Origin of the sequence: Thalassotalea fonticola (assembly GCF_032911225.1) — a bacterium.
GTDB lineage: Bacteria > Pseudomonadota > Gammaproteobacteria > Enterobacterales > Alteromonadaceae > Thalassotalea_A > Thalassotalea_A fonticola.
In genome coordinates, this window is sequence record NZ_CP136600.1 from 2,119,608 (window position 1) to 2,135,478 (window position 15,871).

11 protein-coding genes are annotated in these 15,871 nt (G+C 39.7%); 8 read left to right on the forward strand and 3 right to left on the reverse strand.

The features are described 5' to 3' along the window. Window positions 1–87: 87 nt before the first annotated feature. Entirely contained in the window at window positions 88–924 is an 837-nt protein-coding gene (locus tag RI844_RS08665) for a LysR family transcriptional regulator (RefSeq protein ID WP_348398048.1), read from the forward strand. Here the strand turns inward: RI844_RS08665 and ygjK are convergent. Next, on the reverse strand, window positions 917–3,454 hold the full coding sequence (gene ygjK, locus RI844_RS08670; RefSeq protein WP_348398049.1) for an alpha-glucosidase: 2,538 nt from the start codon (window positions 3,452–3,454) through the stop codon (window positions 917–919). The two genes, RI844_RS08665 and ygjK, sit on opposite strands and share 8 nt — an antisense overlap. A gap of 316 nt (window positions 3,455–3,770) precedes the next feature. Here ygjK and RI844_RS08675 point away from each other — a divergent pair, with 316 nt between their 5' ends. From RI844_RS08675 to RI844_RS08700, 6 genes are all read left to right on the forward strand, one after another. Then, window positions 3,771–6,491: a TonB-dependent receptor gene (locus tag RI844_RS08675; RefSeq protein ID WP_348398050.1), complete on the forward strand. Its 2,721-nt coding sequence runs from the start codon at window positions 3,771–3,773 to the stop codon at window positions 6,489–6,491. 197 nt (window positions 6,492–6,688) lie between these two features. Continuing rightward, entirely contained in the window at window positions 6,689–7,759 is a 1,071-nt protein-coding gene (locus tag RI844_RS08680; RefSeq protein WP_348398051.1) for a saccharopine dehydrogenase, read from the forward strand. Window positions 7,760–7,768: 9 nt separating this feature from the next. Beyond that, on the forward strand, window positions 7,769–8,938 hold the full coding sequence (locus RI844_RS08685; protein WP_348398052.1) for a saccharopine dehydrogenase family protein: 1,170 nt from the start codon (window positions 7,769–7,771) through the stop codon (window positions 8,936–8,938). Between the two features lie 143 nt (window positions 8,939–9,081). Next, window positions 9,082–10,593, forward strand: a complete 1,512-nt coding sequence (gene nhaC, locus RI844_RS08690; protein ID WP_348398053.1) for a Na+/H+ antiporter NhaC — start codon at window positions 9,082–9,084, stop codon at window positions 10,591–10,593. Next, on the forward strand, window positions 10,590–12,146 hold the full coding sequence (locus RI844_RS08695; protein WP_348398054.1) for a tryptophan halogenase family protein: 1,557 nt from the start codon (window positions 10,590–10,592) through the stop codon (window positions 12,144–12,146). Before nhaC ends, RI844_RS08695 begins: the two co-directional genes overlap by 4 nt. Window positions 12,147–12,169: 23 nt before the next feature. Further along, window positions 12,170–12,898 carry a SapC family protein gene (locus RI844_RS08700; protein WP_348398055.1) on the forward strand — a complete coding sequence of 243 codons (729 nt, stop codon included), beginning with the start codon at window positions 12,170–12,172 and terminating at the stop codon, window positions 12,896–12,898. Between the two features lie 78 nt (window positions 12,899–12,976). On the opposite strand, the gene RI844_RS08705 is transcribed toward RI844_RS08700, so the two are convergent. Both RI844_RS08705 and RI844_RS08710 read right to left on the reverse strand, forming a co-directional pair. Further along, window positions 12,977–14,089, reverse strand: a complete 1,113-nt coding sequence (locus RI844_RS08705; RefSeq protein WP_348398056.1) for a PilT/PilU family type 4a pilus ATPase — start codon at window positions 14,087–14,089, stop codon at window positions 12,977–12,979. 13 nt (window positions 14,090–14,102) lie between these two features. Continuing rightward, on the reverse strand, window positions 14,103–15,146 hold the full coding sequence (locus RI844_RS08710; RefSeq protein ID WP_348398057.1) for a type IV pilus twitching motility protein PilT: 1,044 nt from the start codon (window positions 15,144–15,146) through the stop codon (window positions 14,103–14,105). Window positions 15,147–15,182: 36 nt separating this feature from the next. Between RI844_RS08710 and RI844_RS08715 the strand changes: the two genes are divergently transcribed. Then, window positions 15,183–15,866 (forward strand): YggS family pyridoxal phosphate-dependent enzyme, encoded by a 684-nt coding sequence (locus tag RI844_RS08715; protein ID WP_348398058.1) that lies wholly within the window; start codon window positions 15,183–15,185, stop codon window positions 15,864–15,866. Window positions 15,867–15,871: the final 5 nt, after the last annotated feature.

Sequence of the window (15,871 nt, forward strand, 5' to 3'; positions counted from 1 at the left end):
AAACCAAGGTAAAGTTAAAATATAGAATTTCTTTATCAGATATAGGCAAAACCTATATCTAAATTTAAAATATAAGTGTGCGCAGCGATGGATTTAAGAAGTTTACAATATTTCGTAGCAGTGTTTGAGCAAGGCAGTTTCAGCGCTGCGGCTAAACGCTGCTTTGTTGCACAACCTTCAATTTCGGCAGCAGTCGCACAATTGGAGCAGACACTTTGCTGCAGTTTATTTATCCGGCATGCACGCGGGGTTATCGCCACAGATGCAGGTGAAAAACTCTATCCTTTGGCAAAAAAATTGTTAGGACAAGCAAAAGCAATTAAAACACTGTTTACTGAACAAGACAGTAAAACCTCCTTCCTCTTAGGCGTCACCAAAGGATTAGGGGTGGCAAGAATGAGTTCGTTGCTGAAAGACTTTACCGCCTCAGTTGATTCAATGGAGCTTACTTTAGTCCCTCATAATGAAAGCTGTGATGCGCGGGTAATTATAAAAGAAGAGCTAGCAGAGAATGAAAATTATGTGTCTTTTTGGCAAGAAAATTACCTACTCGCCTTACCTTATAATCATGTTTTATCGCTAAAAGACAGTATTGCCTTGACTGATTTCGATGATCTGGCATTTATTCAGCGCTCACCTTGCACTGCCTGGCAATCATTACAGGATATATTAACGCTGGAAGGGATCAGCGTTGATAGTCGAGCAAAAATTAAAACTATCGACTATGCCTTGGGGTTAGTTAGCGCAGGATTGGGGTGTGCCTTAGTGCCAGCTCACCCTGAGATATTAAGCAATTCAGAAATTGTATTTCGGCCAATTCAGGACTTACAGTTAAAACGTGAAATTGTTTTAGCTTATCAACAACCATCGAAAGTGATTAATAAACTAAAACAACTGGTAGTAAAACATAGTAGCGTTAGTTAACAGAATTGATTTTTTCTCTATCGTTATTAGGCAATAAAAACTCACGATACAGCATTAACAAGTGCGCCGCACTCCAGCTAAAATTACTGGCACCCTGAACTGCGCCGGTCAACGGATTATAGTTTTCTCGAATAGAGCCATTTGCCGATAAACCTTGGGCGTTACTAAACAGCTTATTAGCCAGCATCGCTGCTTCTTGTTGGTAGCCATAATTATTTAACGCGATGAGGCCAAAATAGACTTGATCTAGCCATACTCGTCCGCGCCAATAAATATCGGCATCAAAAGCTGGGTTCGTTTGTGAAGCCGTACCAAGTGGCACCAGAGAATTAAACTCATCAGGGTTTAGCATTATATTTTTAACTTGCTCTGCTTTATCTTTATCGGCAATCCCGGCCCATAATGGGCTCCAACCTTCAGGACCTCTGCCTCGATAAACAAGCAACTCACCTAGACAGCCATGCTGATCAACTTTATCATTATCGCTAATTTTCCGATCGTAATAAAAGCCGCTTTGTTGATCGAAAAAACATTGATTAACTCGAGCTGCAAGCGCATTAGCTCCTTGCTGATATTGCTCTGCTAATTGCGTTAAGCCGAGTAACTTTGCCATGCTAGCAAGTAAGCGCTTTTCATTAGCTAAATAAGCATTCAATTCAACCGACTCCTGGTTAATAGAAAAACCTAATAACGCACCTTGTGCTGATTTATTCTCAAAAAACATTACCTGCCAGTCTTTACGAGCGAGTTCAACATCGCCTTGATAGTTTTGCTTGGCATACGCTTGTAGCTGTTCGCTATTGATAAAACCAAATCGAGCCGCGTTATCCATGCCTGACTCCCAACCAGCACCATGTTGTGCACCGATATCTAATTCAGTGTAATTGCCTGTTGCCAATAGCTGCTTATAAACTGCCATCGAGCTACACTGATACCAATGTTCTTGTCCTGCCTGACAATGTTCTAAGGCAAAATCGGCGAGTTTATTATCAATAAACTTTACTGAAAAACTGATGTTGCCCTCAACGTCATTATGAAATCTATGTTTATTACCACCGTATTCAATTAAGCCGTTGTTATTATGATCACGGTTTTTATACCACCATTGATGATAGCGTTGCAGTTTTGGAAACATTTCTTTAATAAACTCAATATCAGAACTTGCCTGATAAATTTCCCAAACGGCCCAAGACGCAAGAGGTGGTTTGGTATTTCGTTCATTCCAGTTGCCGCCATCACCATTGCGGACTACATCTTTATTATAAAATACCGCATCAATGACCATGCCATCGTCCTGCCCTCTTACCGGGTCGGATTTATCTACTTGATAGTCAAACATTGCCCGGACATTATCCTTGGCTAAATCATTATTAAAATGTGCCATTGCATAAGCATGCTTCCAGCTATCCCAGGCCCAGGCACCATTAAACCAACGTGCAGTTACTGATGGCGTGACACTGTCATGCAATAATGCTCCGGCAGAGCTACGCCAATTTGCTGATAATGTCTCTATCGCCTTAACGGCAACTTTCTGTTGCTCAATTGGCGCATCAGTATGCTTTAACCCTAGGGCTAAATAAGATTGCCATCGCTGCAGTGCAGATTTTATATAATGTTGTGGCTCAGCCAATATTTTATTATTGCTATCTTGTAGCTGTGCAGCTTCTTGTTGATTATGAACATAACTATGGGTAGTAAATAAAACCTGCTCTTTACCTGCGGCAAGTTCGAGTTGGCTATTACTTTGGTAGCTATAATCTTGTGCATCAACTGTAGTGCTCGCCTTAACTGAACGAGTAAGTTGATACATAGAACTCCCGCTGGTGAGGATATTCCAGGTATCGCGCAGCTTGGAAAAATTGATGACAACACTATGCTGATCGGCACTGATGTTTCGTTGCCAGTTTGGCAATGCCTGTTCTACTGTACTGTTATCATCCCATTGTTGTAATAACTTTCCTTGCCAAAGCAAGTTGAGCTTTTTATTACTGTTAGACTTATTAACAATAGTGGTTTTAACTAATGCGGTTCTGTTACTCGCATATTGTAATGTTAGCTCGACGGTTAAATCATCAAAATGATACGTTTGTGATAACAAGCCGGGACGGGAGTGAATACTTTGCTCTGCTTTACTAAAGTTATAGCTTTGCTTTGTTGCTATGTCGCTGATTGTTAATTGCTCTAACTTTTCTGCTATATATAAGCTGTATTCTTCGGCAATAATTAATGGCCCAGGGAAAGAGCCATAATTGTCCTCACTTTCAGGCAATAAAAAACCATGCCAGGCGCCTAAATCAAAAAATGGATTAAATTTTTGATTTTGATAACTGTCATAGTCTTTGTGCTTGGTTGGCATTCCAGTTCTATCAATAACATCGTCGAAAGTGTTACTTTCTTTAGAAACTATTTGTTCTACATTGGCAGAAGATGTATCGATTTCGCTGATATTTTCAGAACACGAAGTGATACTAATTAATAACACGATTAGTGCTGAAATTTTTACTGATAATGAGTTAAAAGTTAGATTCATTGCTCAATTTCCATTCAATTTAATTGTTTTTTACAAAAATATATTTTTTAACAATGTGTAATTTAATTTATCACACATCCTTCTAAACCCTTAATATATATAGCTTAACATAATATTAACAAGTCATTTAAAAGTTCTAAATGCTCTAATAGGATAGTTAATACTATACTATTTGTATGATAAATATTGCAAAAGATGTTTTTCGCTTGTAGTATCAATGTAACAAACTGTAAAGAGTTGTTAGTTTGAGTTACACAAAAATAATACAACAACCACTAAACACTGATGCAAAAAAACACCCTGGGGAGGGATTAAAATGCAACTAGCAAAACCAAAACTTAGTTATCTATCTATGGCAATTATGCTTAGCTTAGGCGCAACGAGTAATTCATTTGCCGCACAAGACCAAGCACCAGCCATTGACGAAGATGTAGAAACAATTACCGTTACCGGTATTCGTGGCTCTTTAATACGCGCTATGGATCTGAAAAAATCATCTGACGGTATTGTTGATGCAATCTCAGCTGAAGATATTGGTAAATTTCCAGATCAAAACGTTGCTGAGTCATTACAACGTATTTCGGGTGTAGCAATCGATCGAGATGGCGGTGAAGGTCAGAAAATTAGTGTTCGTGGTTTAGGACCGGAATTTAACGCAGTATTAGTTAATGGCCGTACTATGGCCTCTGTAAGTGGTGGCCGAGCATTTAGCTTTGATACCTTGGCGGCAGAGTTAATTAACGGTGCTGAAGTTAATAAAACTCAAACAGCAAAATTACAAGACGGTAGCATCGGTGCAACCGTTAACATTACTACTCATCGCCCTCTAGATCTTAATGGTTTTAAAGCTGTTGCCAGTGTTAAAAGTACTTATGATGAGATGTCAGAAGAAAGCAATCCAACCTTCTCTGGTTTAATTAGTAATACTTTTGCCGATGATAAGTTTGGTGTTTTAGCATCGTTTAGTTACAGCGATCGCGATACCCGTACTGATAATTCTTTAACCTACGGCTATTATGGCGGTACAACTTTAGACAGCCTTACTAGTGGTGAAGTTCTTGAAGATGTTTACATGCCACAAAACTACGATCAAATCGTTAAAACTGAAAATCGTGAGCGTACCAGCGGTACATTAGTGTTTCAATACAAGCCTTCTGACGATTTAGTGATCACCGCTGATGCTTTATACTCAGAGTATGACGTTAGCTACCGCGAAGATATTCTTGCCCATTGGTTTGAAGTAGGAAATACCGTTGCCGCAGAGCTTGATGAAAACCGTACTGTGGTACGTTTAACATCAGGTAATAACAGTGCAACTGATTACTTAAACCGTTTATCGGTAACAACGACTGAAACGACTGCATTTGGCTTTAATGCCGACTGGCAAATCACCAGCGATTTCAATTTAGCGGCTGATGTATCTTATTCAAAAGCTGAATCTAATGGTGGTAATGGCACAACTGATACCGTAGCCGGTTTCTTTAATGGCTACACATTTGACAATTCACAGGGCGGCGTACCAACCTTAGATTTTGCTGAAAACCTGGATAAAAACATCTTAGGTGCTAACTGGGCAAGTATTTTTGGTGATGATATTGAAGATGAAATTTCTGAAGTTCGTCTTGACGCTGAATGGGTACTTGATCAAGGCGTATTAAGCAAAGTTAACTTTGGTACGGCTTTCTCAGATCGTACTTTATCGACTATGCCGACTAACACTCACACAAGCATTCGTAATGGTTGGGGTGGCTATAATGTGCAATTACCGGCAAGCTTATTCACTGATTTCAATGCTGATGGTTTCTTATCGGCTGAAAGTGGTAACCCTACTAATGATTGGTTAATTTTCGATTCATATGAATACATGGCGTTCTTAGAAAGTGAAGCGGGTTATGGGCAATTAGATCCAGCCGATGCCGCGGCAATGAAAGATAGTCTTGATATGTACAATGGTCATACTGCACTTGATGTTAAAGGCCAATCATATGAAGTAAACGAAGAAACCACTGCGGTGTACTTTGATGCCTACTTCCAAGGTGAAATTGGCGAAATGCCTTGGCAAGTTGTTGCTGGTGTTCGTTACGTTGAAACAACAACGAAATCATCAGGCTACGGTGAAGAACTGCTTGACATGAGCGGCCCAGATGCTACCGGTAAATACGTACCAGTATTATCTGAAGATATTGTACCACTGAGTGTAACCAGTGATTATGATCATGTATTACCTAGTATCAACGCTAATATTGAAGTGGTTGAAGACGTATTTATCCGTACTGCGTTTTCAGAAAGTATTACACGTCCAACGTTGACTGAACTGTCACCAGCACTGTCTTACGGTGAAGGTAAAATTGACAGCTTAAACGCTTCTGGTGGTAACCCATACCTTAAGCCATATGAGTCAACTAACTTTGATTTAAGCTTAGAATGGTACTTTGATGATGCAAGTTATGCCTCTGCTGCGTATTACACTAAAGATATCGATAATTTCATCGATGGTGGTAACTATAGTGAAACAGTTTCTGTACCAAGTGGTGACTTTGTCTACAATGTAAGTGGACCTGAAAACCTTAACTCAACAGAAATTGACGGTTTTGAAATTGCATTCCAACACACCCTAACTTACTTGCCTGCACCATTTAATGGTTTTGGCATCATGGCGAACATGACATTTGTTGATAGTGAATCAGATGCTGATACAGCAGAAAAGCCATTACCGCTTCCAGGTTTAGGCGATTCACAAAACTTGGTAGTGTTCTATGAGCAAGATGCATTTCAATTTCGCGTAGCGTACAACAACCGTGATGAGTTTATGCAATCAACGTCTAACTGGGCTGGTGGTGATCCAATCTATGTTGATGATTACTCACAAGTTGATGTCAGTGGTAGTTATGATATTAACGATAACTTTACCGTATTCGTTGAAGGTATTAACGTAACTAATGAAGTAACGAGAAAACGTGGTTTATTACCTAACCATACTATTTCGATTGCTGAAACTGGTGCTCGCTATTCTGTAGGTGTTAGAGCTAACTTCTAGTCTAAACTGATTAGATTAGCTTTAAAATAAAGGGCTAATAATAAATATTATTAGCCCTTTATTTATAGCAGTTCGCGTAATGATGTGATCATTATACGGATTGGTATTATATACCCAAGCTACTTTAAGAGAGTAGTTTCAGCACGGAGAGGTGGCTTGGGTATATTCCTTAACATGTCATTTATAAGAAGTTTATTATGATCAAACCCCATATCTGGTTACGCGCCGAAACGAAACAAGATGAGCAAAGAACCGCTTTGACGCCTAATGGTGCGAAACAACTTATTGCTGCTGGTTTTAAAGTTAGCATTGAACAATCTCAGCAAAACATTTTTAATGATCATGATTACCGGAACGTAAACTGCAATATAGAAGCCGCAGGTAGCTGGGTTGATGCACCAAGTGATGCCATTATTTTAGGCTTAAAAGAATTACCTGAAGACACTTTTCCGCTTCATCATGAGCATATTTACTTTGCCCATGCCTATAAAGACCAACACGGTTGGCAAGCATTATTAAATCGCTTTAAAGAAGGTGCAGGTAAACTCTATGATCTTGAGTTTTTAGTTGATGAAAACAACCGCCGTATCGCGGCATTTGGCTATTGGGCCGGTTTCGCCGGTGCGGCATTATCAGTACAAGCTTGGGTTAATCAAAACCAAGAAATTAGCCCGCCGCTAGCAGACGTTGGCTCCTATGCAAATAAAGAAACGTTACTAGCGGATTTAAACGCCGGACTGTCAATCTCAACTGAGAAACCTCGAATTTTAGTGATCGGTGCCAAAGGCCGCAGTGGCAGTGGCGCCGCGGATTTAGCCAAAGCATTAAACCTAGACGTTGTTGAATGGGATATGGCAGAAACTCAAAAAGGCGGTCCATTTATTGAAATTAACGATATGGATATATTGGTTAACTGTGTTTTGGTTAATAAAGATTTACCGCCATTTATCACTAAAGAAGTGCTAAACACTTTGACGCGCAAATTGGCGATTATTGCAGATGTAAGCTGCGATCCTTACGGCAGTTATAACCCCTTGCCAATTTATCAACAATGTACGACATTCAAACAACCCTGCATTGAAATTTGTGCTGGCAATACACCATTAAACCTTATCGCAATTGATCACTTACCTTCCCTGTTGCCAAAAGAAAGTAGTGAAGATTATGGCCAGCAATTATTAACTCATTTATTAACACTTACTGATAAAACCCAAGGTGTCTGGCCAAAAGCCCTGAATCTTTATCAGCAAAAGATAGACTCTATATAAAGGTCCACCATGACAACCACGACGAAACATACTATTCACTGGCTTGGCGCCGGCTTATCCTCTAAACCTGGTATTGAATTACTGGCAAATAGTGAGCATCCACTTACCGTATGGAATCGCAGCTTGGCGAAAGCACAAACTACGTTAGCTGATATATGTGCTAAGCTATCAATCAAACAACTCGATTGGCAAGTGTTGGCAGCAAGCATTAACCCTGGCGATGTTGTGGTGTCAATGTTACCAGCTACGAAACATTTGCAAGTTGCACAGCTTTGTCTTGAAAACCAAGCCCACTTTGTTTCCAGTAGTTATATTTCACCACAAATGGCTGATTTAAATAACCAGGCCGCGGCGGCAAATTTATGTTTGGTCAATGAAATAGGCTTAGATCCGGGCATAGATCATTTATTAGCACATGATTTAATTGAAAAATATCGCACCAGCGCCCAGTTCGATAAAACCAATGAGTTGTATTTTCGCTCATATTGCGGCGGTTTTCCAAAAGTTGCCAACGACTTTAAATATAAATTCAGTTGGTCACCATTGGGTGTATTAAAAGCACTAAGATCGCCAGCCAAATGGATCAATAACGGTGAAATAGTAACATCACAAGCACCTTGGCAGGCGCTGAGAGATTATCAAATTAACTCAGCCGAGCAGCAAGAAACATTTCAAGCTTATCCAAACAGAGATTCAACGCCATTTATTCAGCAGTATCAGTTTCAGAGTGATTGGAATGTAAAAGAGTTTGTTCGTGGCACATTAAGACTTGCGGGTTGGTCAACAGCTTGGCAATATCTTTTTGATGAAATCGGTCAGTTATCAGATGCAGAAAGTGAACAAAGGTTAACTGAGATCAGCCAAGAATTAGAACAAAAATATTCTTATGATGCAGATGAAGCAGACCGAGTGGTACTTTGTGTCGAACTAGAAGCTAAAAATGCTGATAACAAGGTTTGGCATCAAAGCTATTTACTTGACTGTATAGGAAATGACTCAGGACAAGCGATGGCAAGATTGGTATCTATTCCAGTTGCCTTCGCCATTTTATCTATCCTAAGAGGTGAAATTAAACCAGGTGTTAGCGCAGCCGTACATGAGCCAGAGCAAGTAAAAGCCTGGCTAAGCAAGTTAATTGATTTAGGCGAGAACATTGCCTGCCATAATCATCTAAATTAGCTGCTACAAGCAAGTTAATTAATCTATCTTTAGATTAATTAACTTGTAATTTGAGGTGGTTATATTCAAAATCAGATAATAAGAGATATTCTAAAAATCAATAACTAAAAATATATCTTTAAAGAATTAAGAGAACAATGATAATGAAATCTACAACACGTGATCCCAGTTTAATTGATGCATTAATTCCCATTTTTTTTCTATTAGTACTGCTATCAATGGCAGTATTTTACTTTGGTGACAACTCATCCTCAGGACCCAATCAAATTGCATTAATGATTTGCGCCGGTATTGCGACCCTTGTCGGTTTAAAAAATGGCCACAAACGCAAACACATTGAAAAAAGTATCGTAAAAGGTATTAGTCTTACCCTTGGTGCTATTCTGATATTGCTAGCTGTAGGTACGTTAATTGGTACTTGGCTATTAGCGGGTACTGTGCCAACGATGATTTATTATGGCTTACAAATTCTTAATCCCGATTACTTCTATGTAAGCTGCAGTATTATTTGTGCCGTAGTAGCAATCAGTATTGGCAGCAGTTGGACGGTTGCGGCCACCATAGGTGTTGCCTTGATGGGAGTGGCAAACGGCTTAAACATTTCTGCACCGATCACCGCCGGCGCGATTATCAGTGGTGCTTATTTTGGCGATAAATTATCGCCGCTTTCTGATACAACCAATCTGGCACCGGCAGTAGCAGGCACCGAATTATTTACGCATATAAAACACATGACCTGGAGCACGATTCCAAGCTTTATTATTGCCTTGTTTATCTTCCTTATTCTTGGTTTTAACCATGAGACAAAAATTGTTGATGGCCAATTGGATGGTTTATTAACAAGCCTGCAAGCGGTTTATTTCATCGATTGGTACCTACTGCTGCCATTGGTCGTTACTTTAACTTTGGCCATTAAAAAAGTTCCGGCATTTCCAGCGATTGGTATTGGCGCAATTACCGGCGCAATTTGGGCGATGTTATTTCAGCAAGATTTAATACTCGCCTACGCTAACAGTGAGCTTGGAAGTGTCAGTGCCAACATTACTGTTGTTTGGCAGGTAATGCATGAAGGACTGAAGTTAAACACCGAAAACGCAGTAATGAATGATTTGTTAAGTGGCGGCGGCATGGGGTCAATGCTAAATACCATCTGGTTAATTATTTGTGCGATGACCTTTGGCGCGATTATGGAAGGGGTTGGCTTATTGAAAAAAATTGTAGAAACGTTAATCCGTTTTTCACAGCGTGCCAGCTCATTAATCACCACAACCATAATTACCGCCTTTGGTACTAACTGCATCGCAGCCGATCAATACATAGCGGTTGTTATGCCTGGTCGCATGTTTAAAGACGAATTTACTAAACGTAACTTAGCTCCAGAAAATTTATCACGAGCATTAGAAGATGGCGGTACAGTGACTTCACCATTAGTGCCGTGGAATACTTGCGGTGCTTACATGCAATCAGTATTGTTAGTTAACCCACTCGAATATGCAGTATTTTGTTTCTTTAATTGGCTTACACCAATAGTAGGTATCATCTGTGCGGTACTTGGATACAAAGTGAAGACATTAGTGAATGAAGGCAAGGATGCAATGCTAGAGCCATTAAAAATACCGAAAAAATTAAGACGAGTTAAACGGGCTAGATCATGAGTAATGAATTAAAACACATAGTAATTGTAGGTGGTGGTAGTGCTGGCTGGATAGCAGCTGGTACACTTGCAGCAGCACATCATGCCAATAAATCTGGCGGCATAAAAGTAACCTTAATTGAATCGCCCGACGTTAATACCATAGGAGTTGGCGAAGGTACTTGGCCAACCATGCGAAACACCTTAAGGAATATGGGCGTTTCGGAAACTGACTTTATGCGTGAATGTGACGCCAGCTTCAAACAGGGCGCTAAATTTGCCAAATGGGTAACTGGCGCCGATGACGATTTTTACTATCATCCGCTAGTGTTGCCTCAGGGCTATTTTGAAGTGGATTTATTCAAGCCTTGGAAAACGTCTAAATCTTCTAGTTCATTTTCAAATGCGGTATGTTATCAAGAACAACTATGTGAACATGATTTAGCGCCAAAATTAATTTCAACACCGGAGTATGCCGCTGTTGCCAATTATTCTTATCATTTAGATGCAGGAAAATTTGCTGAGTTTTTAAAAAATCATTGTACTAAAAACCTCGGTGTTACTCATATTCTCGACCATGTCAGCAAGATAAATTCGGCTGACAATGGTGATATTGCTTCAGTAAGCAGTGTTAGCCATGGCGATATCAGCGGCGATTTATTTATCGACTGTACCGGTTTTTCTTCATTGCTTATTGGTAAACACTATAATGTGCCAAAGGTTTGCAAAAAAGATATTTTGTTTATTGATACTGCCCTGGCAGTACAAATCCCCTACGGAAGTGACGATAGCCCTATTGCTTCACATACCATATCAACCGCTCAGGAAGCTGGCTGGATTTGGGATATCGGCTTACCTACACGCCGTGGTGTTGGCCACGTATATTCGAGTAAACATACTAGCCAAGAACGCTCAGAACAATTATTAAGAGAATATTTGGCACAATCGATTGGTGATAAAGCTAACGATTTAAGCTTTAGAAAAATAGATATTAACCCGGGTGTTCGGGAAAAATTTTGGGTTAATAACTGTGTTGCGGTAGGTATGTCGGCAGGTTTTTTAGAACCACTTGAAGCATCGGCTCTGGTAATGATTGAACTTGCCTGTGCCAGTATCAGTGAACAATTACCGGCGAATCGTGAAACCATGGATATTGTCGCCAAATCGTATAATGATAAATTTCAATATAACTGGGATCGCGTTATCGATTTTCTTAAACTGCATTACACGGCAAGTAAACGTGACGATACCGCCTTTTGGCGCGATAACCGTGACCCGGCAACAATTCCAGAAAGCCTGCAAGAATTAATGGCATTATGGCAGCACAGATCGCCTTCAGAGTACGATTTTCAACGCAAACGTGAAATGTTCTCTGCAGCAAGTTATCAATATGTGCTTTATGGCATGGACTATAACAATGCCGCTCCCGATGGTTTTATCAGTGATGACGTACAAATAAAAGCACAAAGAATGTTTGCAGAAAATGAAAAATTAACCAAACGGTATGTTGAAGCACTGCCAACCAACCGAGAATTGATAAACAAAGTTCGTCAATTTGGTTTTAATAAGGTTTAGAATATCAGCGGCCTGGAAATAACATGATGAAATTAGAAAAGTTAAACAGTAATACTCATAAAAGCGCTAAAGTGTTACCTTTTGCCAGTGTTGCACCAACACCGATTATGCACATGGTACATACGGTGCCACAAGAGTTTAAACACATTGCCCAACATTACCCTATTTTTTTTGCCAAAGACGGTGAAACCGGCCAATTTAATATTATTGCTTTGTTAGGCTTGGCAGCTAATGAAAATTTATTCATTAAACAAGGACAGTGGCAAGGCAATTACTTACCATTGAATTTACAGAGTGAGCCGTTTTATTTAATTGAAGACAAACAAGAAGAAAATGGCCAATTAATTTCTAAGCCTGCGCTTGCCATTGATGTTAATAATGCTCGTGTTCAACAAGAGCAAGGTGAAGCAATCTTTAAGCAAGGTAGTGCCACACAATACTTACAAGAGCAAGCAAATTTACTGAGTCAGTTTGTTGAGGGCACTCGTTTCAACAATGAGTTTATAAAAGCACTGTTAGAGCAAAATTTATTAGAGTCGGTAAATTTAGATATTACTTTTGAAAATGGCGAAGATGTTAGCTTGCAAGGCTTGTACACTATAAATAAAGAAAGTCTGGTTCGAGTACCGAGCACAGTTCAACAAGAGTTTGAACAGTCAGGTTATGTCCAGTTAATCACCGACATACTTGCATCATTAAATAATGTTGAAGCGTTAATTGCGCTGAAAAATGAGCGCTTGAAAGCACTTTAACCAGACTGAATTTTTACTTGTGAAAGAATAACTAAGTTAATTCAGAATTGAAGTAACTTAGTATTCAATTTTTAATAGTTAATCGCCATCTAAAGTAGCGCCTTTAAGACCACCTATGCCAGTTTGATCATTACTGCGAAGTTTGATCATTAAGCGTAAATCATTCGGTGAATCGGCATTATGCAAGGCGTCGGTGTAGCTGATCTCCCCTGCTTCGTATAAATCGAATAATGCCTGATCAAACGTTTGCATGCCTAATTCACGCGACTTTGCCATAACTTCTTTAATGTCACCAACCGCACCTTTTTTAATAAGTTCAGATACATAAGGTGAATTTAGTAAAATCTCAATTGCCGCTTTACGGCCTAAGCCATCACGAGTTGGTACAAGTTGTTGAGCAACAATACCGCGCAAGTTTAAGGCTAAATCGAACTGCAGCTTTTCATGTTGCTCTGGCGGTACTAAATGCATAATCCGGTCAATGGCTTGGTTAGCATTATTAGCATGCAACGTAGCAATACATAAATGGCCGGTTTCGGCAAAACTTAATGCGTGCTCCATAATATCTTGTGAGCGGATTTCACCAATTAAGATAACATCAGGCGCTTGGCGTAATGAACTCTTAAGCGCAGCATCAAAAGACTCGGTATCCATGCCTACTTCACGTTGAGTGATCATCGATTTACCGTGTTCATGAACAAATTCAACCGGATCTTCAATAGTAAGAATATGACCGCGAGCATTACGGTTACGATAACCAATTAATGATGCCATCGACGTTGATTTACCCGTACCGGTACCACCAACGAATAATAATAAACCACGTTTCGACATCACCAACTCTTTTAACACTGGTGGTAAACCAAGTTTTTCGGTATCCGGTATGTCAGTAACAATGCGGCGCACAACCATGCCTGGCATTTCACGTTGCCAAAACGCAGAAATACGAAAACGGCCAATGTCATCTATCGCGATGGCGTAGTTACATTCTTTAGTTTCAGTAAATTCAGTAATTTGCTTTTCCGTCATTGAACTATGAACTAACGCTAAGGCGTCGTCAAAGCTTAATACTTTTTCATCAACCGGCTGTAATTCGCCATTAATTTTGGCACTGGCAGAAAGATTAACGGTGATAAATAAATCAGAGGCATCCTCTTTCACCATGGCTTGTAGTAATTGGTGTAAATACATCAAAATCCCTTACTTAGTAAACCTTAAACTGGTTTTTATCAGCAGCTTTATGCATTGCATCTTCACGGGTGATAAGGCCACGGCTTAATAAGTTTTGTAAACATTGATCCATCGTTTGCATGCCATGCGACATACCGGTTTGAATCGCTGAATACATTTGCGCTATTTTATCTTCACGAATAAGATTTCGAATAGCTGGCACACCAATCATAATTTCATGAGCAGCAACTCGACCACCACCAACTTTTTTGATTAATGTTTGTGAAATAACCGCGCGTAAAGACTCAGAGAGCATTGAACGTACCATGTCTTTTTCTTCACCTGGAAATACATCAACGATACGGTCAATAGTTTTTGGTGCTGAGGTTGTATGCAGCGTACCAAATACCAGATGACCAGTTTCTGCTGCAGTCATCGCTAGTCGAATAGTTTCTAAATCACGCATCTCACCAACAAGTATTACATCAGGATCTTCACGCAATGCTGAACGCAAAGCATTGTTAAAACTTAGTGTGTCGCGATGAACTTCACGTTGGTTAATTAAACATTGTTTATTCTCATGAACAAATTCAATCGGATCTTCAATAGTTAAAATGTGATCGCGCTTAGATTCATTAATATAATCAACCATGGCGGCTAATGTAGTAGACTTACCCGAACCCGTTGGCCCCGTAACAAGCACTAAACCACGTGGATTTTCAGAAATTTGTCTGAAAATATCAGGACAACCTAGCTCATCTAACGACAAAATTTTACTTGGAATAGTACGAAATACCGCAGCTGGGCCTCGATTTTGGTTAAAGGCGTTTACACGAAAGCGCGCTAAATTAGGCACTTCAAAGGAGAAATCGACTTCTAAATTTTCTTCGTATTCTTTACGTTGACGATCGGTCATAATGTCATACACTAAACCATTAACGTCTTTGTCTTCTAGCGGCGGGATGTTAACCTTACGTACGTCACCATCAACACGAATGGCTGGTGGCATACCAGTAGATAAATGTAAATCGGAAGCATTGTGTTCAACACTGAATGCTAAAAGTTCGGTAATATCCATAAAATCCCTAATTTATAATTGTTATAGAAATAAAAAATGACCAATATCGCAGACAATCTCAAAGCAATACACCAAGATATTATTAACGCCTGCAATAATGCCAATCGCTCATCTGCTACTGTGAGCTTGTTGGCTGTAAGTAAAACGAAACCTATAAGTTTAATTCAACAGGCGTATGATGCCGGACAACGCCATTTTGGTGAGAATTACGTGCAAGAGACCGTTGATAAAGTACAACAGCTTGCCCATTTAACTGATATCACCTGGCATTTTATCGGTCCGATTCAGAGCAATAAAACCCGACTCATTGCTGAAAATGTTGCTTGGGTCCATTCAATAGACCGGTTAAAAACAGCAAAACGCCTTAATGAACAACGTGATAGTAACATTATCCCGTTAAACGTTTGTTTACAAGTGAATATTAGTGGTGAAGAAAGTAAATCAGGAGCAACAATTGATGAAATTGCAGAGTTAGCTGAATTTATCAACAATTGTGCAAATTTAACCCTGCGCGGTTTAATGGCGATACCGGCAAAAGGCAACGATGAAACAACAAGACAAAGCTTTCGCAAAATGCAGACCTTGTTTAATCAATTACAGCACCAATATCCTAGTGTAGATACATTGTCGATGGGTATGAGCAATGATATGAATATAGCCATCGATTGTGGCAGTAGTATGATACGTGTCGGCACTGCGATATTTGGTGCTAGGGATTAGGAACT